Source organism: Kribbella sp. NPDC051770, from assembly GCF_040681455.1.
In the GTDB taxonomy this organism is placed as follows: Bacteria; Actinomycetota; Actinomycetes; order Propionibacteriales; family Kribbellaceae; genus Kribbella.
In genome coordinates this window covers 24,061-47,989 of record NZ_JBFAYT010000005.1, presented here as the reverse complement: position 1 = coordinate 47,989, position 23,929 = coordinate 24,061, and the positions used below count along the sequence as shown (strand labels likewise).

The window sequence follows — 23,929 nt, the reverse complement described above, 5'->3', positions numbered from 1 at the left end:
GCCCCGGGGGAGGATGCGGCGATGCGGCGATGCGGCGATGCGGGGATGTGGGTGAGGGGGATGCGGAATACCGGGACGCAGGAATACCGGGATGCGGGCTGAGCCCTCGTCGGGGGAGGATGCCGGGATGACTTGGACCGCCCCCGCCGTCGAGCGCCCGACCGGCTCGCTCGTCGCCCCCGAGCGCGAACTGCTCGCCGGCTACCTGGACTTCTACCGTCAGACCCTGCTCTACAAGTGCGCGGGCCTGACCCCGGAGCAGCTCGCCCAGCGCAGCGCACCGCCGTCCACCCTGTCGCTGCTCGGCCTGATCCGGCACGCGCGCAAGGTCGAGCGGATCTGGTTCCGGATCCACTTCGCCGACGTACCGGCCGAGCCGGTCTTCGACCCGGCGCTCGGCAAGGACGCGGACTTCGAGCTGATCGACGCGGCCGACGCGCAGGCGTCGTACGAGGCGCTGATCGAGGAGTGGAAGCTGTCCGACGAGGCCGCCGCCGGCCGCTCGCTCGACGACCGCTTCACGTTCTCCGGCGAGGAGTCGTCGCTGCGCATGATCTACATCCACCTGATCGGCGAGTATGCCCGCCACAGCGGCCACGCCGACCTCCTCCGCGAACACCTCGACGGCGTCACCGGCGCCTGACGCGGCGGCCCGTACTTGATCCCGGCAGCTCGGGACGGGCCGCGGCGGTGTCGGCGTGGGCTCCTTTCGCAACGCGTCCGTCGCCTGCGCAACGCGTCCGTTGCTTGCCCAACGCGTCCGTCGCGCCGCCGGCCGGCTCGCCCCGCCCCGCCCCGCCGCCCCTCGTTCTGTTGCTGTGAGCCCCTAATCCCTTAGGCTGCGGCGGTGCCTTTCCCGTTGGCCCACCCGGCCGCCGTCCTCCCGCTGATCCGGAAGCCGTTCGTCGCGTCCGCGCTGGTCGCGGGCGCGCTGGCCCCCGACCTGCTGTACGTCGGCCCGCTCTACACCTTCGCGACCCGCTACATCAACGGCAACCTGACGCTGACCCTCACCCACGACTTCACGTCAGCGCTCTGGCTCGACCCGCTCCTGGCGCTGCTCGGGTTCCTGGTCTTCCACCTGCTGGTGAAGCGACCTCTGATCGCCCTCGCGCCGGCCGCCCTCGCCGGCCGACTCCCAGCACCACAGCGCCCGAGCGTGCTCTGGACCGTCATCTCCCTCTACCTGGGCGGCTTCACCCACGTCCTCTGGGACTCCTTCACCCACGGCGACGGCTACTTCGTCGACCGCTGGTCGTTCCTGACCACCGCGATCACCCCGACCTGGGACGTCAACCGCGTCCTCCAGTACGTCAGCAGCGTCGGCGGCATCGCCCTGATCGCCATCTACCTGTACCTGTGGTGGCGCCGCACCACCCCGTCACCAGTCGAGTCGGGCCTCGCCCCCACCACCCGGTACGCCGTACTGGCCGCGGCCGCCGTCCTCGCAGTCGTCGCCGCCGTGGTCGAGGTCCGCCGCGCCGCCCAGGACTCCGAGCTGGTCGGCGAAGCCGCAGTCCGCTTCGCCCTCACCGGCCTGGCCTCGGGAGCGGTAGCCGCGCTGGTCTTCTACGTCGTGGCCTGGCAACTCCTCAGACTCCGCCGCACCTGACCTCCGCCGCACCGGACCTCGGCCGCACCGGACTCGGTCGCACCGGACCTCCGCCGCACCTAGCCACGGCGCACCTGATCACGGCGCACCCGACCACGGTCGTACCCGACCACGGTCGCTCAGCCCAGAGGGTTTCTCAGATCCGAGGGTTTCTCAGACCCGAGCGCCCAGCAACTGCACGTTGTCCCGCCCGTACCGATCAGGCGCCAGCGCGACCTCGCACGTCCCGTCCCCGATGCTGCACCGAATGATCCCCACCGGCGTGTTCTCGCCCGTGTCGACCACCATCAACAGGTGGTCGTCGTCCTCGGCCACAGCCATCACGAACTGAACCCCGACCCACTGCCGCCGCACATGCCCCGTCGCCGCATCCAGCGCTGCAGTGAACCGCTCAGCCCCACCGCCCCGAAACCCTTCGCTGGCGACGACAGTCCGGTCATCCGGCGTGAACCCGTCCAATGAGTACTGACATGTCGTGAAGTTGCGCTTCCCGCTCGGCAACTCAGCCACCGAACTGCAGAACGTCTGAGCCGCCCCACTCACGAACTCAGCAACCGCCGTCCCGCCGCTGTTGACCCCCTCGACAGTCCGCACCCCGGTGATCGCACTGACCTGCCCCGACTTCGAGTCCCACCGGTAGTACTTCTCCGGCGCCGGATACCCCTTGCCCTCGGCACCGAAGTACACGACGTCCCCGCGCACCGCCAGCACGTTCGTCCGCCCGTACTCGGCCCGCTTCAACGACCGCTGCACCAACTCGGTGTCCCGCGAGTCCGCCCAGTAGACGGCGCTCTGATCCTGCACCGCGTACGCCGCCAGGTCCTCCTCCGGCGACGTGACCAAACTCGTCACCCCAGCGACCCGCCCCGCGCTGAACGATTCCGCGTACGGCTCGACCCTCCTCAGCTCGGTCGTGAACTCACCCGTCGACACCACCACGAGCACCCCACCCCCGAACCGAACAACCTGCTCGATCGGCTGCTTCCCCGGCACCTCGACCACCGGCCCGGTCCCGCCCCGCACAACGCGATCAACCAGAAACGCCATCTGCGGCCCCTGCCCCACCGGAAGCTTCGCCAAAGCGACCTTCACCTCAGTAGCCCCTTCAGCAGCCGTCCCAGCCGAAGTCTTCCCACCCGCCCCCGCCAACGGCCCCGCCGCATCCACCCGCTCCCGGGGCACCTGCCGAAACGCCACCGTCCCACCCACCACAGCCGCCGCCACGGTCAACCCAGCCACCAACACCGTCAACCGAACCCGCAAACCCGCCACCTCAACCCGCCACCTTCACCTCGACCACCCGGTCGGATGCCCCCAACCCCCATTTAGTTGGCCACCACACCCAACCTTCACAAACCCAGTGCCGAAACTACACCCCGTAACCACCCGCCCCGCCGGATAACAACCCGCCCGCCCATCGACCCACACCGCGCCCGCGCCCCCACCAACCGACCGCCCCGCGGCGCTCCTGGCCCCCGCCACCCCACTCCGCCACCCCGCCGCGCCTTGCTCGGCTCGGCTGCTTCCCACGCTCGGACGACACTCGCCAGGCCGACCACTCCACCCGCGCCAAGCCCGGCGGCCTCCCGGCCTCGCCAGATCCGGCCGCCGATGCACCGCGCCAAGCGGCGGTCGTGCGCGCTCTCGCTCGCCCGCCAAACACCTCGCCCCGCGCAACACGCCGCGTACGCACCATCAGAAGTCCCGCCGCGCACCACCCCATTTCGCCGCGCAGCGGCGGCCTGTGACGGGACGGATGGGGTGGTGTGATCGGCGTGTGACACGTGTGGCTCGAGTGGTCGGCGGGGTAGCCTGGGCAGCATGGCGACCCGCACGTCTTCCCCGGCGCGGGCGCAGAAGTCGGCAGCAGGTCGCCCGAGTTCGGCGCGATCGGCGGCCGGTGGACGCTCCCGTCCGTCTGGCGCCCAGAAGCGTGGGCAGAGCGCGAAGCGCGGTGGTAGCACCGCCGCGCGGACCAGCACGCCCAAATCCGGTGCGAGCGGGGGAGCGGGACCCTTCGCGGCCGCGATGATCGCGATCGGCCGCGGCCTGGTGAAGCTGTGGCTCGGCTTCGCCCACCTGCTCGGCAGCATCGTCCGCGGCGTCGGCAACGGCGCCCGTGACCTCGATCCCGCGCACCGCCGCGACGGCGCCGGTCTCGGCCTGATCGGTCTGGCCGTGATCGTCGCGGCCGCGATCTGGTGGACGCTGCCTGGCGCGGTCGGCAACGCGATCCGTACCGTGGTCAGCGGCAGCGTCGGCATGCTCGGGTGGGCCGTGCCGCTGATGCTCCTGTTCATCGCGCTGCGCACCCTGCGTCACCCCGACCGCAACGGCCCGGCCGGACGTCAGGTCATCGGCTGGACGTCGATCTCGCTCGGCATCCTCGGCCTGGTCCACATCGCGCACGGCATCCCGCGCCCCAGCGAAGCGGGCGACCCGCCGCTGCAGGACGCCGGCGGCGCGATCGGGTACGTCGTCTCCTCGCTCCTGTCCGACCTGCTCACGACGTACGTCGCCTCGCCGCTCCTGGTGCTGCTGACGATCTTCGGCGCGCTGGTCGTCACCGGTACGCCGATCTACGCGATCCCGGTCCGGGTCCGCGCCGCGTTCGACGTACTGCTCGGCCGGACCGAGATCCCCGCGGACGCGCCGTCGGCGCAGCCGAGCACCGACGACACCGTGCGGCTCACCCGCAAGGAGCGTCGCGCGAAGGCAGCGCTCGACGACGACGGAGACCCGACGGTCAAGCCGTACGACTCCCCGGTCCTCGAGGGCCGTGAGATCTCGAAGCGCGGACGCAAGACCAAGCCGCCGGTCGACGAAGACCCGTACGACGTCGACGGCGACGCCGACACCACCGACCTTGCTGCGTCGGGCTCCGGCCCGGCGGCCGCGGGCGCGGGCGCGAAGGCCGCCAAGGCCGAGTCCGCTCCGGAGCCGCCGCCGCACACGCCGCTGCCGCAGCGCGTCGAGCAGCTCAGCCTGTCCGGTGACATCACCTACACGCTTCCCGACGGCAACACGCTGAAGCCGGGTTCGGTCCACAAGGCCCGGACGAAGGCGTCCGACGCGGTCGTCGACCGGCTGACCGAGGTGTTCGACCAGTTCGGCATCGACGCCCAGGTCACCGGCTACACCCGTGGCCCGACGGTCACCCGGTACGAGGTCGAGCTCGGTTCGGCGGTGAAGGTCGAGAAGGTCACCGCGCTGTCGAAGAACATCGCGTACGCCGTCGCCTCGGCCGACGTCCGGATCCTGTCCCCGATCCCGGGCAAGTCCGCGATCGGTATCGAGATCCCGAACACCGACAAGGAGATCGTCAGCCTCGGCGACGTGATCCGCTCGGCGACCGCCCGCAACGACCACCACCCGATGGTGGCCGGCCTCGGCAAGGACGTCGAGGGCGGGTTCGTGGTCGCGAACATGGCGAAGATGCCGCACCTGTTGGTCGCGGGTGCGACCGGTTCGGGTAAGTCGTCGTTCGTGAACTCGCTGATCACCTCGATCCTGATGCGGGCCACCCCGGACGAGGTGCGGATGATCCTGGTCGACCCCAAGCGGGTCGAGCTGAACAACTACGAGGGCATTCCGCACCTGATCACCCCGATCATCACGAACGCCAAGAAGGCGGCCGAGGCGCTGCAGTGGGTCGTCCGCGAGATGGACATGCGGTACGACGACCTCGCGGCGTTCGGCTTCCGGCACGTGGACGACTTCAACAAGGCGGTCCGCGGCGGCAAGGTGAAGCCGCCGCCGGGCAGCGAGCGCGTGCTCTCGCCGTACCCGTACCTGCTGGTGATCGTCGACGAGCTGGCCGACCTGATGATGGTCGCGCCGCGCGACGTCGAGGACTCGATCGTCCGGATCACGCAGCTGGCCCGAGCGGCCGGTATCCACCTGGTGCTGGCGACCCAGCGGCCGTCGGTGGACGTGGTGACCGGTCTGATCAAGGCCAACGTGCCGTCCCGGCTGGCGTTCGCGACCTCGTCGCTGGCGGACAGCCGGGTCATCCTGGACCAGCCCGGCGCGGAGAAGCTGGTCGGCCAGGGCGACGGTTTGTTCCTGCCGATGGGCGCGAGCAAGCCGATGCGGATCCAGGGTGCCTGGGTCACCGAGAACGAGATCCGCTCGGTCGTCGAGCACTGCAAGGAGCAGCTGCAGCCGACGTACCGCGAGGACGTCACGGTGGCAGCCGGTCCGAGCAAGGATCTCGACGACGAGATCGGCGACGACCTCGACCTGGTGGTCCAGGCCGCGGAGCTGATCGTCTCCACCCAGTTCGGTTCCACGTCGATGTTGCAGCGCAAGCTCCGGGTCGGCTTCGCGAAGGCGGGCCGGCTGATGGACATCCTGGAGAGCCGGGGAGTGGTCGGGCCGAGCGAGGGTTCCAAGGCCCGGGACGTCCTGGTCAAACCCGACGACCTAGAGGACTTCGTCGCCACCCTGCGAGGAGAGTGACTGTGCCGGCCCCCACCAAGATCCCCCGTGAGCCGTCCGACCCCACCACCCCCGCCGCCCCGGAATCCACCATGCCGCAGCCCAAGCAGCGCAGCGCCCAGCCAATCCCGCAGGCGCCGGCTCCACGACCCTCCGCGCCCGAAGCAGAGCAGACCGGCCCCTCCGGCCGCGCACTCCGCCAGACAGCGCCCACCCGCGGCGCCCAACCGCTGTCCTCGCCGAAAGGCATCCGCCCAGCCCCACAGCCGTCCCAGGACGCCGACCCGGCGCCGCAGATGTCCGAGGGCATGCGCTCCGGGCAGCCTGCAACGCCCCGCGAGCCGCAGCAGGCGGCGTCTGAAGGTGTCCGGCCGGTGCCGCAGTCGGCGCCTGACGGCGTCCGTCCAGTCTCGCACACGTCGACGCGCGAGGGCGCTCGTCCGATGCCGTCGTCGACCTCCCGCGGGCCGCGTGCGACCGCGTCCGATGAGGCCCACCCGACCCGTCAGGTTCCGTCGGCTCGGCAAACGCAGCAGTCCCCCGTGCGGAGCATCGCGCAGGAACGCCGCGAGAAGGAGGCGCCCACCAGCTTCCCGGCTGATGTGGCGCCTGGGCTGGCTCTGGTCGGCGCACAGGCCTCCGTCGGGGCCCAGGTGGGTGCTCCGGTGCGGGTCCGCAACGAAACCCCCGTCGAGGCCCGCGGTGCGGCGCCGACGCGGGACGAACGACTGAACGGTCCGGGCGGCGACGTCCCGGCGTACGAGGGTGAGGCACCGGTGTACGACGCCCAGTTCGACGTCGCGGAGTTCGACGTCGAACCCGACGAGCTGGAGCAGGAGTTCACCGTGCGCTCCTCGCAGAAGGTCCACGGTGCCCTCGCAGTCGGCGCCGGGCTGGTCGCGATCGGTTTCGCGACCTCGGCATCGACCTCGCCGACCGGCGTACTCCGCTGGCTCGCCGCGGCCGCCTTCGCGACTCTGGCCGTCATCTGTGCCCGCGCCCTGACCGTCGGGGACATGCTGGTCGCCGACCGCGTCGGGATCCGGCTGCGGATCAACGACGAGTGGATCGGCACCCGCTGGGAGGAGATCGAGGAGGTCACCGTCCTGCGTCGCCGGCACCCGCTCGACGACGGCCGGATCGCCGTTCACCTGCTCGACCCAGGACCGGTCCTGGCCACGATGCCGGCCGCGACGCGCCGGACCACGGACGCCAACCGTCGCCTGACCGGAACCTCTCTCGCGGTACCGTTCGGGTTGACGGCACGTCCGTCGAACGGGGAAGTGGTACAGGCTTTGCACATGCTGGCGGACGCGAGATGTCCGGTCAGGGAACAAATCTGACTCTGCCGTGACCCCGCCGGGCCAAGGCCGTTGACTTGATGTCGGCGGATCGGTGAAGCACACGGGTGGTGGAGAGGCGGTGGGATCGTGACCATCGGCAGTGAGCTCACGGCGGCCCGCGAACGGGCGGACCTGTCGATCGAGCAGCTCAGCGCGGCCACCCGGATCAGAACCGGTCTGCTGGTCGCGATGGAGGCCGACGACTTCTCCCGCTGTGGTGGCAACTTCTACGCTCGCGGCCACATCCGCTCGATCGCCCGTGTGGTCAAGGCTGACCCGGCACCGCTGCTGGCGGCGTTCGACGAGGCGTACCCGCCCAGCGAACCCGATCGCGCCCGCCGCGACGAACGCATCGAGCCGCGGAAACCACGCCTGCACCCGGTCCGCCCGCGGTGGGCGGTGGTCGTCGGCGCGATTCTGGTCGGTCTGATGGGCTGGGGCATGGTTCGGCTGTTCACACTGCCGAGCGACGTCGAAGCCAACGCCTCCCGGACCTCGAGTCCGACTCCCGCCGTCACGACCCCGGCCAAGCCGACGGCAACCAAGCCGGCGCCGCCGAAGCCGTCCACTCCCGTGAAGCCGAAGCCGCCCTCGAAGGTCGTCGTGGTACTCAAGTCCACCGGAGAAGGCACCTACGTGACCCTCCGGAACTACTACGGCGAGAAGCTCTTCCAGGGCCTCCTCGGCACCGGTTCCACACAGACCGTCACCTACCCGGGCTCGATCCGGGTCCAGGTCGGCGCGCTCAAGAACCTCACGATCACCATCAACGGCAAGAAGGCGACGCCCACCAGCAAGCGTTTCCTCATCACTCCGACCGGCGCGATCCAGAAGACCCCCTGACCTCGCGAGAGACACGTGGGGGAGGGGGATGCTGTGACGGGTGACTCCGGCAAACCCGCCGCCGAGGCCGATTCCGCAGCGTCTCGCGGGCCCACGCCGGCTGATCTCGCGCGGGACTACGGCCTGACCGTCTCGGGCCTGGCGGCGCACGCGGGCGGCTTCGAGAGTGAGGGCTGGGTTGCCGACGGCACCTGGTTCCTGAAGGTGTGGCGTGCCGGGATCACCCCGGAGCCGAGCTCGCTCGACGTCCTTCGCGACCTGCAGGACCTCGGTCTCCCCGTCGCCGCGCCGATCGCCACCGCGTCGGGCGCCGTCCAGGCGACCTGGAACAACCGCGCGTACGCCGTGTTCCCAGCTGTACAAGGCCGTCCGGCAATCGACAGCGACTGGCGCCAATGGGCGCGTGCCCTTCGACAGGTCCACGACGCCCGGCCAATCCCGGCCGCGCTCACAGTCGCCCGAATCGACGACTCGTACGCGCGTAACCTGCTCGATCGGCTGGACCAACCCTGGATCGCGCCACGCGGCAACGAGTTGGTCGCCGCCATCGAGCGCCTCGACGACGTCGTACGTCGCGCACGTCAGAGCCCGGCACCTGAATTGATCTGCCACACGGACTTCATCGCGCAGAACCTGCTGATCGGCAGCGACAACCAGATCGCCGCGATCCTCGACTGGGACCAGGCGGCGGTCGCCCCTCGCGAGCACGACCTGTGGATCGCGGCGGAGACCCGGCACCTGGAGGATTTCCTCACCGAGTACGGCGCTCGTGACCTGAGCCTCGTTCACCTGGAGTACGCGCTCCTCTCGCGTGCCCTCCGCGATCTGACCGCGCGGATCCTGGACGAGGTGGATCGCCCCGGCGTGCAGACCTGGGGCTTCGACCGCCTGGCCAGGCTCGACCACGACCTGACCCGGTTCCGGCCGTTCTGCGCTGGCTAGTACTCGTCGCCCAGCGCCTACGTTCCGCCTGGGCAGAGGTGACTGGTTAGGGCCGTTGGGGTTGCAGCAGTCATACTCGGGGTGATGACTACGAACCCCACGACTGTCGCCCTGGTCACGCTGGGCTGTGCTCGTAATGATGTGGACTCCGAGGAACTGGCCGGCCGGTTGGAGGCTGGCGGGTTCCGGTTGGTGGAGGACGCGTCCGAGGCGGACACCGTGGTGGTGAACACCTGCGGATTCGTCGAGGCCGCCAAGAAGGACTCGGTCGACACGTTGCTGGCCGCGTCCGATTACAAGGACTCGGGCCGCACCCAGGCCGTCGTCGCCGTTGGTTGCCTCGCCGAGCGGTACGGCGAGCAGTTGGCCGACGCGCTGCCGGAGACCGACGCGGTGCTCGGCTTCGACGACTATGCGGACATCTCCGACAAGCTGCGCTCGATCCTGGCCGGGACCAAGCACCAGTCGCACGTACCGCGCGACCGCCGCAAGCTGCTCCCGCTCGCTCCAGCCGACCGGGCCGGCGCTCACGGCGTCGCGGTCCCTGGCCACGGCGACTCGGCCCGCAGTGAGTCGGGCTCCGCACAGGCGGGCAAGGACACGGCGGGAAGCGACGCCGACTCCGCGCAGGGCCGCTCGGCATCTGCCGCGGGTGGCGCGGTGTCCGCGCACGTGGCTGCCGGTGCGCACGGTTCTCACATCCCTTCCTCGTTGAAGCCCACGAACGGTTCCGCGGACGTTGACGCGCTCGCCGCCGGCGCGACGGCCGAGTTCAAGGGCCGCGCGGTCAAACCGACCGACCCCTCCGAGCTGAAGATCGACGCGCCGGATCTCGCGAGCGCGCCGGCCAGCGGGCCGCGCGTGATGCGGCGGCGGCTGGACGGCGGGCCGATGGCGCCGCTGAAGCTGGCCTCCGGCTGCGACCGGCGCTGTGCGTTCTGCGCGATCCCGGCGTTCCGCGGCGCGTTCGTGTCGCGGCGCCCGACCGAGGTGCTCGGCGAGGCGCACTGGCTGGCCGAGCACGGCGTACGCGAGGTCTTCCTCGTCTCGGAGAACTCGACGTCGTACGGCAAGGACCTGGGCGACCTGCGGCTGCTGGAGACCCTCGTCGGCGAGATCGCTGCCGTGCCGGGCCTGACCCGCGTTCGCGTCTCGTACCTGCAGCCCGCCGAGATGCGCCCGACGCTGCTCACGGCGATGACCTCGACCCCGGGCGTTGTCCCGTACTTCGACCTGTCGTTCCAGCACGCCTCCGGCCCGCTGCTGCGGCGGATGCGCCGGTTCGGTGACGCGGAGCGGTTCGTCGAGCTGATCGAGCAGGTCCGTGCCCAGGCACCGACCGCCGGTATCCGGAGCAACGTGATCGTCGGGTTCCCGGGAGAGACCGAGGAGGACGTGGACATTCTCTGCGACTTCCTTTCCCGCGCCGGGCTCGACGCGATCGGGGTGTTCGGGTACTCCGACGAGGACGGCACCGAGGCCGAGACCTACGACGGCAAGCTGGACGAGGACACCATCGCCGCCCGGCTGGACCGGGTGACGCGGCTGGCCGAGGACCTGACCTCGGCCCGGGCCGAGGCTCGGGTCGGCGAGACGGTCGAGGTCCTGGTCGAGTCCCTGGACGGCGACACCGCCGAGGGCCGCGCCGCGCACCAGGGTCCGGAGGTCGACGGTTCCACCACGCTCACCGGACTTCCCGACGGTCTGGCGCTCGGCGATCTCGTCGTCGCCACCGTGGTGGCGAGCGAGGGCGTCGACCTCGTCGCGGAGTACGCCGCGCACGTGCAGCCCCAGGAACTCGTCCAGGCAGCTAACCTGACCGCGTGACGAACCCGCCGACGAATCCGGTGCCGCACGCGGGCACCGGTCCGATCAGCGCGCCGAGCGCCTGGAACGTGGCCAACGCGCTGACGGTGCTGCGGCTCGTCCTGGTGCCGTTGTTCGTCTGGCTGCTGCTGCGTGACGGCGGTGCCGACGACGGGAACCGGCTGCTCGCGACCGCCGCCTTCGTGGTCGCGATCGTCACCGACCGGTTCGACGGTGACATCGCGCGCCGCTGGAACATGGTCACCAACTTCGGCAAGATCGCCGACCCGATCGCCGACAAGGCGCTCACCGGTGCCGCGTTCATCGGGCTGTCGCTGCTCGGCGACCTGCCGTGGTGGGTCACCATCGTCGTGATGGTCCGCGAGTGGGGGGTGACCGCGCTCCGGTTCTGGGTGATCCGGCACGGCGTGATGCCGGCCAGCCGCGGCGGCAAGCTGAAGACGGTCCTGCAGGCGATCGCACTCGGTCTCTACCTCCTTCCCTGGCACTCGGTGGCGGTCCTGCACTGGACCGCCGTGGCTTTCATGGCCGCCGCCGTGATCGTGACGATCGCGACCGGCCTCGACTACGTCGGCCGCGCGCTCAGGCTGCGCGCCGCCGCCAAACGTCCGCTCCCATGACCGCCGGCGACACGCCCGGAGCAGATGGCACGAACACGCCGACCTCCGACGCGACCGCAACTGCGGAGCCCGGTGCGGCGACGGCCGCACCGAACTCAGGCGCCTCCGGACGGCACAGCGCATCACGCGACCGAACTGCTGCGACGCGACAGGACGACCTGGACACCGCGCTCGCTCGCTTCGTCGAGCTGTTGAAGGAGCGCGAAGCCACCGTCGCCACCGCCGAGTCGCTGACCGGCGGCCTGGTCGGCGCCACGCTGACCGATGTCCCCGGCATCTCGGCGGTCTACCGCGGCGGCGTGATCGTCTATGCCACCGACCTGAAGGCGACCCTCGCGGGTGTCCCCGAGGACCTCCTGGCCGCTGTCGGGCCTGTGCACGCCGATACGGCCCGCGCGCTGGCGGCGGGCGTCCGGGAGCGGCTGGGGGCCACCTACGGCCTCGCCACGACCGGTGTGGCCGGACCGGATCCGCAAGCGGGTATCGAGGCCGGCACCGTGTACGTCGCGGCAGCGGGCCCGACCAAGGTCGAGGTCCGGAAGCTGTCGCTGAGCGGAGACCGGGCCACCATCCGCTGGGGGAGTGTCGAGGCAGTGCTGCGGCTCGGAGCCGAGTTGATGACGGAAGATCCGGGCTGATCGGGGTGTTGAGACCAGCATGGGCAGAGGTAGGGCAGACTGGAGCGGCGCACCGAAGCTGGACGTTGCGAACAGTAGTGACCCGGCAACGGGTACCGTTGGTTCCCACGGTCGAGCTACGGTGCGAGTAGATTCGGTCCGACAGGCGGAAGGGAGAAACCTCATGGTGCTGGTTCGTGGCCTGCTGGGCGACGTACTGCGGCGTAAGCGGCTGCGCCAGGGGCGCACTCTGCGCGAGGTGTCCGCCGAGGCCCGGGTGAGCCTGGGCTACCTCTCCGAGGTGGAGCGCGGTCAGAAGGAAGCCTCGAGCGAGCTGCTGGCAGCGATCTGCACGGCCCTCGACGTCCCGCTCTCGATGATCTTCGCCGAGGTGAGCGAGGACTTGGCCCGTGAAGAGGCCCTGGTGCTGGCGCACACGACGATCGAGCCCGAGGTCGTCGCGGCCTGATCCGGTCGTCATCATGCATCCCCTGTCGGCAGTACGGGCTGGGGGAGCGGTGTGCGGAAGTCGAACGTCGCCTCGACGCGCGGCGGGCTGTTGACGTTCGACGGCTCCCACAGCGGATCAGTCCGAAGTAGGACGAACGCGGGGATCGGCGCTGTGCCCTCGCGGCGGAATAGCTTGTTCGCCGTGGGCAGGTACGGCGCCGTGGTCAGCAAGTGGACCAGGATGATCTGCTCCGGGCCGGGGTAGAAGCGGGTCAGGTCGGTGCTCCCGTGGAACTGCAGACCGTCCTCGACCGCCAGGGCCAGTGGCTCCAGCAGCCGGAAACCTTCCAGCGCGTCGCAGCCGAGCACGACGAACTCCGGATGCCCGCGCCGGCACAGGCCCAGAGTCGAAGTGACCGGTGTCCGTCGGTCGAGATGCTCGACGACCCAGCCCTGGTCGTGGATCAGGTCCTGCACCTGGCGGGCGGAATCGGCGCCCGGTCGTCGGTGGCAGATCGTGGTCATCTTCTTCTCCTCTCCGAGTCGAACGCATGTTCGATCTCGTCTCATCAGAGAAGGTATCCGTTTCGGTGCTATCCGCCGGGGTTGTCCACAGCCCAGTTCTCGGGCTGGCAGCGCGGGCACCAGTAACTGACCCGCGCTCGCGGTGCTTCACCGATCGGAGCGGTCAGGATCGTCGTACGGCACCGTCGGCACGGCTTTCCCGGGCGCTCGAAGACCCAGCTGCGCTGGCCGGGCCGGTCGACACCGGTGGTGACCTGCGCGGCGTGTACCAGGTTCGCCTTCATCAGCCGCCGGCTCAGGTCAACCGCAGCGCCGAGATCGACCGCCGAGACCGGGCGCCAAGGATGCAGCCCGAGCAGGAAGCAGACCTCGGTGCGGTAGAAGTTCCCGATCCCGGCCAGGTTCCGTTGATCCAGCAGGGCCTCGCTGATCGTCCGCCCGCGATCGGACGCCAAGTTGTCCAGGGCAACCGCTCGGTCGAACGACGGCGACAGCAGATCAGGCCCGAGATGTCCGACCACGCTCTCCTCAGCGGACGTCGCGACGAGCTCCAGGACCGGCAACCGATAGCCCACCGCCGTCCACGACTCCGTCGACAGCACCGCCCGAACCTGATGGTCGGGTCCGCCTCTCCACCGCTCACCAGGCCGGTACAGGTGCCAGCTGCCGTCCATCCGGAAATGGCTGTGGATTGTCGTGCCGTCGGAGAGGCGCATCAGCAGATGCTTGCCCCGCGGAACGACCTCGACGACCGTCCGCCCGCTCAGATCGGTCGTGGCCAGCGTCGGCACGCGGAAGTCGGTCTTCAGCAGCACCTTCCCGCCGAGCGCTTGGTCGAGGCGCTTGGTCGCGCGCCAGACGGTGTCTCCTTCGGGCATGCCGGCCGCCTCAGACGCGCAGCCGCAGCCCGCGCGGCGTCGCGTGGAAGCCCGCCTTCGCGAGCGCGTCGCCGAACGCCGTGTGCCGCACCTGCTCGCCGTCCGCGGTCTCGACGCTCAGCTTGCCGAGGTGCCCGTCCCTGATCGCCAGCGCGAGCGCGTCGACGCCCGGCTGCAGTATCTCCGGATCCTCGGTGAAGCTCAGCACGGTCCGCCCGCCACGCTCGACGTACACGATCAGCTTCCCGTCGACGAGGACGACCAGCGCGCCCGCCTTCCGCCCTGGCCGATGCCCGCCGGCGTTCTCCCGCTCGGGCCACGGCAGCGCAGCGCCGTACGGGTTCGCAGGATCCGATGCAGCCAGTACCACGGCGCGCGCCGCCGAATCCTCGCGTCCGCCGCCCGGCGCGCCGTCCGCGAGCGCCCGTAGTCGATCGACAGCGCCAGGAAGCGCGAACTGCGCCGCTCCCAGCCCAGCCACGAAGTACCCACGCCGGCAACGCCCCGACTCCTCGAAAGCGCTCAGAACCTTGTAGACGGCCGCGAATCCGCCGGGCGTCCGCTCGGTGATCACCGAGCCCCGCGTGACGATCCCGTACCGATCAAGCAGTGTCTCCGCCGCCGCGTGCGCCCGGCGAGTCGCGTCCTCGCTGCGCTCCGGCAGCAGGGACCACCGCCCGCCGGCCGTCGGCGGACCACTCCGCGCCGGCATCGACGGCCGCCCCGGCCGCGGCGCTCGCCCAGGCCGTGCGCGCGGTGTCGCCCGTCGCGTCTTATGACTCCCGCGACCGCCGCTCACCAACGCGCGCACCGGCGCCAACGTGTCGTTGGTCAGATGCCCAGCCCAGACGAGATCCCAGAGGATCCCGACCATCGTCTCGTCATCCACTACCCCGTTCGCAGCACCGACCGCGTCGCTGAGCTGGCGGAAGAAGAACGCGCCACCTCCCGACAACGCATCCAGCACCGCCTGATGGGTCTCGCCGAGCTCGAGCGAAGGATCCGGATCGGGCAGCGTCAGATCGCAGTTGTCCGCCAGATGCAGCGAGACCCAACCATCGGTCCCCGGCAGCGATCCCGACCCTGCCCAGATCACCTCACCCGTCGCGGTCAGCTCGTCGAGCATCGAGGGCTGATACCCAGGCACGCGTGCCGGCAGCACGATCGACTCCAGCGCCGACCCAGGCACAGCACATCCCGCCAGTTGCTCGATCGCACCGAGCAGCACGTCGTACCCACGTCCGCGGCTGCTCGTGATCCCTTGCCAGGCAGGCAGGAATCGTGCCAGCGCGGCGGGCTCGACCGGCTCGACCTCTTTGCGCAGCGCGGCCAGCGACCGCCGCCGCAGCAGTCGAAGGATCTCGCTGTCGCACCACTCCATCGCGATGCCGCCCGGCAGGAACTCGCCCTCGACCACCCGGCCGGCAGCACCGAGCCGCCGCAGTGCATCCGTCACCACCGCCACACCGATGCCGAGATGAGTCGCCAGATCCACGGCCCGGAACGGCCCGTGCGTCCGCGCGTAGCGCGAGACCAGATCGCCCAGCGGATCAGCGACCGATTCGGCATGCGCCTCGGCCACACCGGGCGGAACCGGTACGCCGAGTGCATCGCGCAGCCGCGCAACGTCCTCGACGACCGCCCACCGATGCTCGCCCGCGATCCGAACCCGAACTACCCGCCGAGCCGCCGCCAGCTCCGTCAGCCACGCCTCCGCATCGGACCCGTCGACACACCGCTGACCGGCTTCGTGCACCGACAACGGCCCGACCAGCCGCAGTACGTCGAACAGCCCCTCCGCGTTGCGCGCCCGGCGGTCCTCTGCCAACCGCTGCAGCTCGGCCTCGGTTCGCAGTACGACCTCGGCGTCGAGCAGCTCCCGCAGCTCCGTCCGGCCCAGCAGCTCGGCGAGCAGGCTCTGATCGAGCGCCAGCGCAGCTGCTCGCTTCTCGGCCAGCGGTGCGTCGCCCTCGTACATGAAGGCGCCCACATACCCGAAGAGCAGCGACTTCGCGAACGGCGACGCTTCCGGCGTCTCCACCTCGACGACCGAGATTCGGCGCTCGCCGATCCCGGTCAGCAGATCCTTCAGCGCGCTCAAGTCGTAAACGTCCTGCAGCACCTCGCGCAGCGTCTCCAGCACGATCGGGAACGACCCGTACTTGCTGGCGACGCTCAGCAGCTGCGCCGACCGCTGCCGCTGCTGCCACAACGGCGACCGCTTCCCCGGATTGCGCCGCGGCAGCAGCAACGCCCGCGCGGCACACTCGCGGAAACGCGCCGCGAACAGCGCCGACCCGCCGACCTCCGCGGTCACCAGATCCTCGATCTCGTTCGGGTCGAACAGCACCAGATCCGCGCCTGGCGGCGGCTCGTCGGTCTCCGGCAGCCGCAGCACGATCCCGTCGTCACCCGAGACCGACTGGGCGTCCATCCCGTACCGCTCGCGCAGCCGGGCCGCGATCGCCAGCGCCCACGGGCCGTGAACCTGCCCGCCGTACGGCGAATGGATGCAGACCCGCCAGTCACCCAGCTCGTCGCGGAACCGCTCGACCACGATCGTCACGTCGTCGGGCACCCGGCTGGTTGCCTCGCGCTGCTCGCCGAGGTAGGCGACCAGGTTGTTCGCCGCGTACTCGTCGAGCCCTGCGTCGCGCGCCCGCTTGATCGCCTTCGCCGGTGAGAGCGACGCCATCGTCCGCACGAACGCGCCGGTCGCCGCACCGAGCTCGGCCGGCCTCCCGACCGCGTCGCCCTTCCAGAACGGCAACCGCCCGGGCTGACCCGGCGCGGGGGAGACCAGCACCCGGTCGTGGGTGATGTCCTCGATCCGCCAGCTGGACGCGCCGAGCGTGAACACGTCGCCGACCCGCGACTCGTAGACCATCTCCTCGTCCAGCTCGCCGACCCGGTGGTTGGTCGACTCGCCGACCAGGAAGACGCCGAACAGCCCGCGGTCCGGGATCGTGCCGCCGCTGGTCACCGCGAGCCGCTGCGCGCCCGGGCGACCGGAGATCTCGCCGCTGACCCGGTCGAACACGATCCGCGGCCGCAGCTCGGCGAACTCGTCCGACGGGTAGCGCCCCGACAACATGTCGAGCACCCCGTCGTACGCCGAACGCGGCAGCGTCGCGAACGGGGCGCACCGGCGTACGAGGTTGTACAGCTCGTCCACGTCGATCGTGTCGAGCGCGACGATGGAGACGATCTGCTGCGCCAGCACGTCGAGTGGGTTGGCCGGGATGTGCAGGCTCTCGATCAGCCCGTCGCGCATCCGCTGCACCACCACGGCCGTGTCGACCAGGTCGCCGCGGAACTTCGGGAACAGCACACCGCGCGACGTCGCACCCACCTGGTGACCGGCACGACCGACCCGCTGCAACCCGCTCGCGACCGAGGGCGGCGCCTCGACCTGGATCACCAGGTCGACCGCGCCCATGTCGATACCCAGCTCGAGACTGCTCGTCGCGACCACGCACGGCAGCCGCCCGGACTTCAGGTCGGCCTCGATCAGCGCCCGCTGCTCCTTGCTGACCGAGCCGTGGTGCGCCCGCGCGATCAGCGGCGGCGCGGCCAGGGAGGCCCCCGACTGCGCCATCACCTGCGCCGGCGAACCCTCCTCGGCGAGCTCCAGCTCCGCCCGCTCGGCGGCGATCTCGTTGAGCCGCGCGGTCAACCGCTCGGCCAGGCGGCGCGAGTTGGAGAAGACGATCGTCGAGCGGTGCGTGGAGATCAGGTCGAAGACGTGCTCCTCGACGTGCGGCCAGATCGACGCGTGCTGCGGCGGACCGGCTGCCGAGCCCGACGTCTCGATCTCCGTGCTCGCCAGCTCGGCCATGTCCTCGACCGGTACGACGACGCTCAGGTCCCACTGCTTGGTGAACTTGGGCTGGACCACGGTCACCGGCCGCTCGCCGCCGAGGAACCGGGCGACCTCCTCGACCGGCCGGACCGTCGCCGACAACCCGATCCGCTGGGCGGGCTTGGGCAGCAGCGCGTCGAGCCGCTCGAGCGTCAGCGCCATGTGCGCGCCCCGCTTCGTCCCGGCGACCGCGTGCACCTCGTCGACGATCACGGTCTCGACGCCGCGCAGCGACTCCCGCGCCTGCGACGTCATCATCAGGAACAGCGACTCCGGCGTGGTGATCAGTACGTCGGACGGCCGCCGCGCGAACCGCTGCCGCTCGCTCGCGGGCGTGTCCCCGGACCGCACCGCGACCTCGACGTCGACCGGCGCCTCACCCAGCCGTCGCGCGGTCTCACGGATCCCGATCAGCGGGGCGCGCAGGTTCCGCTCGACGTCGACCGCGAGCGCCTTCAGCGGCGAGACGTAGAGCACCCGGCAGCGCAGCTTGGGGTCGTCGGGCGGGGGAGTGCTGGCCAGCCGGTCCAGCGCCCACAGGAACGCCGCCAGCGTCTTCCCGGAACCGGTCGGCGCGACCACCAGCGCGTCCCGGCCCGCGGTGATCGCGTCCCACGCCTCGAGCTGGGCCGGGGTGGCCGCTTCGAAGACGTCGCCGAACCACGCCCGGGTCGCGGGCGAGAAACGGCTCAACGCGGTGGACTTCTGCACGTTCCCCATCTTGCCGGGTCCCTCCGACAGTTTCCGGTCAGACGCCTCAGGTACCCGCCCGGACACGTTCTGTCCCCCTGGTCTGGAATGATCGGTGTCATGAAGAACCGCTTGCGCATGGCGCTCGTGCTCGGGGCGTGCTTGGTCGGGCTGACCGGGTGCGTGAACCTCGACGCCGACCTGAAGGTGAACTCCGACGAGACCGTCTCGGGGTCCATGAAGATCGGTGTCGACAAGAAGCTGGTCGAGTCCAGCGGCCAGTCGCTCGACGCCATCCGCAAGCAGGTCGACGACCAGATCAAGAAGACCGCGACCGCCGGTGTCAGCTGCAAGCCTTACGAGGACGACAGCTACGTCGGCTCGGACTGCAGCTTCGACAACGTGCCGTTCAGCGACATGGGGTCGTCGACGGCCGGCGGGGTCGGCTTCCGCAAGGAGGGCGACAAGTTCGTCGTGAGCGTGAAGGACGCGAACCTGGGCGGCCAGATCCCGTCCAGCGTCCAGCCGGTGGTCAAGTTCAAGATCACCATGCCGGGCAAGATCCTCGAGCACGACGACGGCGCGCAGATCAGCGGCCGGACGGCGACGTACGACAGCCTGGACAAGCTCGGCAAGGTCTCGCTGACGTCCGAGGCAGGCAGTGCGTTCCCGATCTGGGCGATCGTGCTGATCGCCGTGCTGGTGCTCCTCGCCGTGGCCGCGGTGGTGTTCTTCGTCCTGCGTGGCAAGAAGAAGCAGCAGTACCCAGGCGGTGGCCAGTACGGGCAGTACCCGGGTCAGCCGCAGCCGGGTCAGTGGGGTCCGCAGGGTCCCGGCCAGTACGGCGGCCCGCAGGGCGGCCCCGGTCAGTACGGGCAGCAGCCTGGGCCGTACGGTCAGCCTGGCCCGCAGTACGGGCCTGCTGGCGGTCCGCAGTACCCGGGTCAGCCGCAGTACCCCGGGCAGCCTCAGCAGGGTCAGCCCGGCCAGTGGGGTGGGCAGCAGCAGCCGCCGCCTCAGCAGGGCGGGCAGGGCTGGGGACAGCCGCCGCACCAGCAGCAGCCTCCGCAGCAGGGTGGTTGGGGCCAGCCCCCGCAGCAGGGCCAGCCCCCGCAGCAGGGTCAGCAGCCGCCGCCTCAGCAGGGGCAGCCTCCTCAGCAGGGTCAGCCGCCGCAGCAGGGGCAGCAGCCTGGATGGGGTCGCCCGCCGCAGGATGACGGGCGGGCATGAGGCTCACTGAGTTCTGGGAACGGATGGACCACGCGCTCGGCGCGTCGTACTCGAGGACCTGGGCCGAGACCCAGGTGATCAGCGGCCTCGGCGGGCGCACGGTCGCCGAGGCGCTGGCCGAAGGAGAGCACGCCAAGACGGTCTGGCGGGCCGTCTGGTCGCACCTCCAGCTACCACCCAGCGAGCGCTGACACCTCTGGCGAGCAGCAGGACCTAGCTGCTCGCCAGAGTCGTCTCCGGCTCGCGCACCGTCGTCTCCGGCTCGGGATCACGCTTCTGGGCCAGCTTGCTCGGCCACCACAGGTGCCGGCCGATGTCCAGGTTCAGCGCGGTCACCAGCACTGACCGGACCACGATCGTGTCCAGCAGCACGCCCAGCGCCACAGCGATCCCGATTTCGGCGAAGGCCACCAGCGGCAGCGTCGCCAGTACGGCGAACGTCCCCGCCAGCACCAATCCCGCCGACGTGATCACCCCGCCGGTCGCCGCGACCCCGATCAGCGCACCGCGCCGGGTGCCGTGCTGCTTCGCCTCCTCGTGCACACGGGTCATCAGGAAGATGTTGTAGTCGATGCCGAGCGCCACCAGGAACACGAAGACGAACAGCGGCAGCGACGTGTCCGCTCCCTCGAACCCGAGCACGTGGTGGAAGACCAGCGAGCTGATGCCGAGTGCGGCCCCGAACGACAGCACGACGGTCGCGACGAGCAGTACAGGTGCCAGCAACGACCGCAGCAGCAGCGCCAGGATCAGCAGCACCACAGCCAGTACGACGGGGATGATGACCTTGTTGTCATGGGCAGCAGCCCGTTGAGTGTCCAGCAGGATCGCCGTACCGCCGCCGACGAGTGCGTCCGCATCAGGTACGGCGTGGACGGCTGCGCGGGCCCGGTCGACCGTGTCCTTCGCTGCCTGGCTGTCTGCAGGGTCCTGCAGCGTTCCCTCGATGTAAGCGACTCCCTCCGCCGACTGCGGCTCAGCGACGGCCGCAACGCCCGGTGTCGATCTGAGGGCAGCGCTGACGGCAGCAGCCTGATCCGCGTTGCTGACGACGACCAGGGGGTTGCCGGCGCCCGCAGGGAAGTGCGCGGCGACGATGCGCTCGCCGATGACGGAGTCCGGCGTACCGGTGAAGGACTCCTCGTTGGAGAGCCCGTCCGGGTTCAGCGACAGCATCCCGAGTGCTGCAGCGCCCAGCAGGACCGTGGTCGTCACCCACGTCAGCCGCGGCCGCACCGCGATCCGGCGACCGATCCGGCCCCAGACACTCGTCTCGGTGTTGTCCTCCGACCCGTACGTCGGCCGGAGCGGCCAGAAGACCCAACGGCCGCAGATGACGAGCAGTGCGGGCAGCAGCGTCAGCATGGCCAGCAGGGCGACGACGATGCCGACTGCTGCGACCGGACCGAGCCCGCTGGTCGAGTTCATCGAGGCCAGCAGCAAGCAGAGCATCCCGGCGACCACTGTGGAGCCAGAGGCAACGATGGCTGGGCCGGAGCGATGCAGGGCGAACGCCATGGCCTCGTGGCGGTCCTGATGTCGACGCAGCTCTTCCCGGTAGCGAGCGACGAGCAGCAGGGCGTAGTCCGTACCGGCGCCGAACACCAACACAGTAAGGATTCCTGCGCTCTGTGCGTTGACCGTCAGGTCGGCTCTGGTCGCCAGGAGGTAGACCACGGCCTGTGCTGCGAACAGCGCAGTGCCTGCTGAGATGAGCGGGAGCAGCCAGAGCACTGGGCTGCGGTAGGTCAACAGCAGGATCACGATCACCACTGCGCCTGCCGAGTAGAGCAGCTTGCCGTCGATCCCCTCGAACGCCTTCTGCGAGTCGGCAGCTGTCCCGCCCGGCCCGGTGATGTGGAAGCTCAACCCGTCAGGGCGATCGGCAGCGATCTCCCGGAGCTCCGCAGCGCGCTCACCAATCACCTCCCAGCCGCCAGAGCCAGCGTTGATCGGCACGAGCACCTGCAGCGCTTGACCGTCCTCCGACGGGATCGGGCCGACCACCTCTCTGTCGACACCCTCCAGCTCGCCGTACGCCGTGACATGCGCCGCAACGGCCTGCTGGTCAGCAGGAGTCAACCCGGACGAGCGCTCGTACACCAGTACGGCCGGGATCTCGTCCGGCGAGGAGAACCGGGCCGTTGCCTGCAGCACCTCGGTGGACTCCGCGTTGCCGGGCAGCCAGGACACGGCGTCGTTGTCCTGAGCCCCTGTCAGCTTGCCGGCCGGACCGAAGGACACCGCGATCGCGGCGATCCACAGCACCAGCACGACCCACTTGGACACCTTGCCGCACGGCAGCGCCGCCAGCCGGCCGGTTCCGCTCATCCGAGATCACGCCCCCAGGGGGCAACCGCCCGCCCGCCGTACGTCGGGTCAACGACGACGGCACCCCCGAATTCAGCGTCCCCGCTGCCGTTGGAGGCGTCAACGAGCCCGGAGTAGTACTGCGGTCACGCTACGGCGTCCAGCCGGTCCGGGCCGCCCACTCCTCGGCGGGGAGGTAGATCAGGTCGCAGACCGGGTCCTTGAGGTCGGCGTAGTCGCCCACGTTGTCGAACGGGAGCGCCGCCGCGCGCTGCTTGAACTCGCCGTACGCCGCTGCTGTGTCTGGGTGCGCTCGCAGGTAGTCGCGAAAGAGCAGCGCGTACCGCTGGTTCGCGTGGCCCTCGACACGGATGTGCAGGTTCACCCGGCGGCGGTACATGGGCTCGACGACGAGGCGCTTGACCCACTGCAGCTCCTCGGGCGGCAGCCCCGGCACCGGGTGGTCGCGGCGGGGCGGCCTGAGTTCCCAGTCGGCGCCGACGAGCAGCTCGGCGGCGTCGTCGAGCTGCGGCTCGCCGGCGACCGTCGCCTGGATGTCGAGCACGTCCTTGGACGCCAGGCCGGGGACGGCGGTCGAGCCGATGTGGTCGACGCGGATCACTGTGTCGCCGACGATCCGGCGGACGGCGTCGGCCGTCTTCTCGAACTGCGCGGCCCAGGTGGGGTCCGGGCGGACGATGGTGATCGACGAGCTCATGTCCTGATCATTCCAGGGCGGGCACGGCTCGGACAGGCGTTCAGACCGGTTTGACGCGGAAGGAGCTGTTGGTCAGCAGGTCCGCGGCGGCGTACGCGGCCTTCTTGATGCCCTTGCGCTCGTCGAAGAAGCCGCCGACCACGCCGACCGCGGGGAGCTTGCCGATGGCCCGGGCGCCGAGGCTGCCGCGTGGGCGGTCCTCGAAGACCTCGCCGAGGCCGCCGAGCAGCTTGGAGATCCGCCACACCAACCGGACGCCCTGGCGCAGGCCGCGCTCCTCCGACTCGTCGCCGAGTCCGAGTTGCTTGGCGACGTCCTGGCCGGCCTCCGTCGGGTCGTCGTACCGGAGTACGTCGTCCGGTGTGATCGGCCGGCTGGTCAGGACGCGCGCGATGATCGCCGTACGGTCGGCATGTGCCTCCACGCCGTACTCGCGGCAGACTGCGCCGATGACCATGGCCTGTACGGCGGCGCCGAGGGTGTCCTTGATCGGCAGTGCGTCGGCGGCTGCGCCGCTGAGCCGGGGGAGCCCGGCGACCACGGCGGCGAACCCGCCGAGCCGGTCGACCCACCAGTCGCAGCGCTTGGCCAGCGGGAGCATCGGCCACTCTGCGTGGCCGGGTACCTTCATCTGGAGCAGGCGGTCGATCGCCACGATCAGCGCCTTCTCGGCCAGGTTCGGTTGCTCCTGGGCGGAGTACTCGGCCAGGGTGGTGCGGATGCCGAAGGGGTCCTGGGTGCGGAGCGCGTCGAGCACCGAGTCGATGCCGAACTCGACCCGGCTGAGCGCGAGGACGACGGCGGAGTCGGGGACGTCGGGACGGTCGGTCACGCTGGTCAGCGTAGGCGCCGGCGGGTTCTCGGGAGTTGTCGGCGTGTCAGTTGTGGTTCGAACACGTGTTCGGGTTATTTTGTGCCGTACGGGATTCGCCGGACGAGGCCCGGGTTGTCCACAGATTCAGGACGGCTCCGGAAATTGTCGGTGCGAACCCATACCTTCTCTGACGACAACGAAATTCCTC

Annotated in this window: 19 protein-coding genes; 12 read left to right on the top strand and 7 right to left on the bottom strand. The window is 70.4% G+C overall.

Annotated elements, in window-relative coordinates; translation table 11 throughout:
* The first annotated feature begins 127 nt into the window (after positions 1–127).
* On the top strand, positions 128–643 hold the full coding sequence (locus tag AB0M01_RS18020; RefSeq protein WP_363670694.1) for a DinB family protein: 516 nt from the start codon (positions 128–130) through the stop codon (positions 641–643).
* A gap of 204 nt (positions 644–847) precedes the next feature.
* Entirely contained in the window at positions 848–1,612 is a 765-nt protein-coding gene (locus AB0M01_RS18015; RefSeq protein WP_363670692.1) for a DUF4184 family protein, read from the top strand.
* Positions 1,613–1,765: 153 nt separating this feature from the next.
* On the opposite strand, the gene AB0M01_RS18010 is transcribed toward AB0M01_RS18015, so the two are convergent.
* Entirely contained in the window at positions 1,766–2,659 is an 894-nt protein-coding gene (locus AB0M01_RS18010) for a hypothetical protein (protein ID WP_363670690.1), read from the bottom strand.
* Positions 2,660–3,433: 774 nt separating this feature from the next.
* Between AB0M01_RS18010 and AB0M01_RS18005 the strand changes: the two genes are divergently transcribed.
* The 8 genes from AB0M01_RS18005 (at position 3,434) to AB0M01_RS17970 (ending at position 12,713) form a co-directional block, all read left to right on the top strand.
* Positions 3,434–6,073 (top strand): DNA translocase FtsK 4TM domain-containing protein, encoded by a 2,640-nt coding sequence (locus tag AB0M01_RS18005; RefSeq protein ID WP_363670688.1) that lies wholly within the window; start codon positions 3,434–3,436, stop codon positions 6,071–6,073.
* Between the two features lie 521 nt (positions 6,074–6,594).
* A complete protein-coding gene (locus tag AB0M01_RS18000; protein WP_363670686.1) occupies positions 6,595–7,395 on the top strand; it encodes a hypothetical protein in 801 nt (266 codons plus the stop codon).
* 87 nt (positions 7,396–7,482) lie between these two features.
* Positions 7,483–8,238 (top strand): RodZ domain-containing protein, encoded by a 756-nt coding sequence (locus AB0M01_RS17995; protein WP_363670684.1) that lies wholly within the window; start codon positions 7,483–7,485, stop codon positions 8,236–8,238.
* Between the two features lie 33 nt (positions 8,239–8,271).
* A complete protein-coding gene (locus tag AB0M01_RS17990) occupies positions 8,272–9,180 on the top strand; it encodes a phosphotransferase (RefSeq protein WP_363670682.1) in 909 nt (302 codons plus the stop codon).
* Positions 9,181–9,264: 84 nt separating this feature from the next.
* On the top strand, positions 9,265–11,007 hold the full coding sequence (locus tag AB0M01_RS17985) for a radical SAM protein (RefSeq protein ID WP_363670680.1): 1,743 nt from the start codon (positions 9,265–9,267) through the stop codon (positions 11,005–11,007).
* Positions 11,004–11,627 (top strand): CDP-diacylglycerol--glycerol-3-phosphate 3-phosphatidyltransferase, encoded by a 624-nt coding sequence (pgsA, locus tag AB0M01_RS17980; RefSeq protein ID WP_363670678.1) that lies wholly within the window; start codon positions 11,004–11,006, stop codon positions 11,625–11,627. The genes AB0M01_RS17985 and pgsA overlap by 4 nt, the downstream gene beginning before the upstream one ends.
* A complete protein-coding gene (locus tag AB0M01_RS17975) occupies positions 11,624–12,265 on the top strand; it encodes a CinA family protein (protein ID WP_363670676.1) in 642 nt (213 codons plus the stop codon). The genes pgsA and AB0M01_RS17975 overlap by 4 nt, the downstream gene beginning before the upstream one ends.
* Before the next feature lie 163 nt (positions 12,266–12,428).
* Positions 12,429–12,713, top strand: a complete 285-nt coding sequence (locus AB0M01_RS17970; RefSeq protein WP_184794210.1) for a helix-turn-helix transcriptional regulator — start codon at positions 12,429–12,431, stop codon at positions 12,711–12,713.
* Positions 12,714–12,724: 11 nt separating this feature from the next.
* Here the strand turns inward: AB0M01_RS17970 and AB0M01_RS17965 are convergent, their stop codons facing one another.
* From AB0M01_RS17965 to AB0M01_RS17955, 3 genes are all read right to left on the bottom strand, one after another.
* The gene (locus tag AB0M01_RS17965) at positions 12,725–13,219 is read right to left on the bottom strand and encodes a hypothetical protein (RefSeq protein ID WP_363670673.1); all 495 of its coding nucleotides are present in this window, start codon (positions 13,217–13,219) and stop codon (positions 12,725–12,727) included.
* Positions 13,220–13,287: 68 nt separating this feature from the next.
* On the bottom strand, positions 13,288–14,097 hold the full coding sequence (locus AB0M01_RS17960; protein ID WP_363670671.1) for a DNA-formamidopyrimidine glycosylase family protein: 810 nt from the start codon (positions 14,095–14,097) through the stop codon (positions 13,288–13,290).
* A 10-nt stretch (positions 14,098–14,107) separates the two neighbouring features.
* Positions 14,108–18,679 (bottom strand): ATP-dependent helicase, encoded by a 4,572-nt coding sequence (locus AB0M01_RS17955; RefSeq protein ID WP_363670669.1) that lies wholly within the window; start codon positions 18,677–18,679, stop codon positions 14,108–14,110.
* Positions 18,680–18,769: 90 nt separating this feature from the next.
* Between AB0M01_RS17955 and AB0M01_RS17950 the strand changes: the two genes are divergently transcribed.
* Positions 18,770–19,879, top strand: coding sequence for a hypothetical protein (locus tag AB0M01_RS17950; protein WP_363670667.1), 1,110 nt, complete (start codon positions 18,770–18,772; stop codon positions 19,877–19,879).
* The gene (locus AB0M01_RS17945) at positions 19,876–20,070 is read left to right on the top strand and encodes a DUF3046 domain-containing protein (protein ID WP_363670665.1); all 195 of its coding nucleotides are present in this window, start codon (positions 19,876–19,878) and stop codon (positions 20,068–20,070) included. The genes AB0M01_RS17950 and AB0M01_RS17945 overlap by 4 nt, the downstream gene beginning before the upstream one ends.
* 22 nt (positions 20,071–20,092) lie before the next feature.
* Here the strand turns inward: AB0M01_RS17945 and AB0M01_RS17940 are convergent, their stop codons facing one another.
* From AB0M01_RS17940 to AB0M01_RS17930, 3 genes are all read right to left on the bottom strand, one after another.
* Entirely contained in the window at positions 20,093–22,210 is a 2,118-nt protein-coding gene (locus AB0M01_RS17940) for an MMPL family transporter (protein WP_363670663.1), read from the bottom strand.
* A gap of 130 nt (positions 22,211–22,340) precedes the next feature.
* On the bottom strand, positions 22,341–22,907 hold the full coding sequence (locus AB0M01_RS17935; protein ID WP_363670661.1) for a GrpB family protein: 567 nt from the start codon (positions 22,905–22,907) through the stop codon (positions 22,341–22,343).
* A gap of 40 nt (positions 22,908–22,947) precedes the next feature.
* Positions 22,948–23,739: a hypothetical protein gene (locus AB0M01_RS17930; protein ID WP_363670659.1), complete on the bottom strand. Its 792-nt coding sequence runs from the start codon at positions 23,737–23,739 to the stop codon at positions 22,948–22,950.
* Between the last annotated feature and the right edge of the window lie 190 nt (positions 23,740–23,929).

What these genes read in the sequence shown, in the direction of transcription:
- AB0M01_RS17940 (WP_363670663.1), bottom strand. Translation starts at nt 22,210, where the DNA reads ATGAGCGGAACCGGCCGGCTGGCGGCGCTGCCGTGCGGCAAGGTGTCC.
- AB0M01_RS17965 (WP_363670673.1), bottom strand. Translation starts at nt 13,219, where the DNA reads ATGACCACGATCTGCCACCGACGACCGGGCGCCGATTCCGCCCGCCAG.
- AB0M01_RS17960 (WP_363670671.1), bottom strand. Translation starts at nt 14,097, where the DNA reads ATGCCCGAAGGAGACACCGTCTGGCGCGCGACCAAGCGCCTCGACCAA.
- AB0M01_RS17945 (WP_363670665.1), top strand. Translation starts at nt 19,876, where the DNA reads ATGAGGCTCACTGAGTTCTGGGAACGGATGGACCACGCGCTCGGCGCG.
- AB0M01_RS18005 (WP_363670688.1), top strand. Translation starts at nt 3,434, where the DNA reads ATGGCGACCCGCACGTCTTCCCCGGCGCGGGCGCAGAAGTCGGCAGCA.
- AB0M01_RS17950 (WP_363670667.1), top strand. Translation starts at nt 18,770, where the DNA reads ATGAAGAACCGCTTGCGCATGGCGCTCGTGCTCGGGGCGTGCTTGGTC.
- AB0M01_RS18010 (WP_363670690.1), bottom strand. Translation starts at nt 2,659, where the DNA reads ATGGCGTTTCTGGTTGATCGCGTTGTGCGGGGCGGGACCGGGCCGGTG.
- AB0M01_RS18020 (WP_363670694.1), top strand. Translation starts at nt 128, where the DNA reads ATGACTTGGACCGCCCCCGCCGTCGAGCGCCCGACCGGCTCGCTCGTC.
- AB0M01_RS17935 (WP_363670661.1), bottom strand. Translation starts at nt 22,907, where the DNA reads ATGAGCTCGTCGATCACCATCGTCCGCCCGGACCCCACCTGGGCCGCG.
- AB0M01_RS17955 (WP_363670669.1), bottom strand. Translation starts at nt 18,679, where the DNA reads ATGGGGAACGTGCAGAAGTCCACCGCGTTGAGCCGTTTCTCGCCCGCG.
- AB0M01_RS17985 (WP_363670680.1), top strand. Translation starts at nt 9,265, where the DNA reads ATGACTACGAACCCCACGACTGTCGCCCTGGTCACGCTGGGCTGTGCT.
- AB0M01_RS17975 (WP_363670676.1), top strand. Translation starts at nt 11,624, where the DNA reads ATGACCGCCGGCGACACGCCCGGAGCAGATGGCACGAACACGCCGACC.
- AB0M01_RS17970 (WP_184794210.1), top strand. Translation starts at nt 12,429, where the DNA reads ATGGTGCTGGTTCGTGGCCTGCTGGGCGACGTACTGCGGCGTAAGCGG.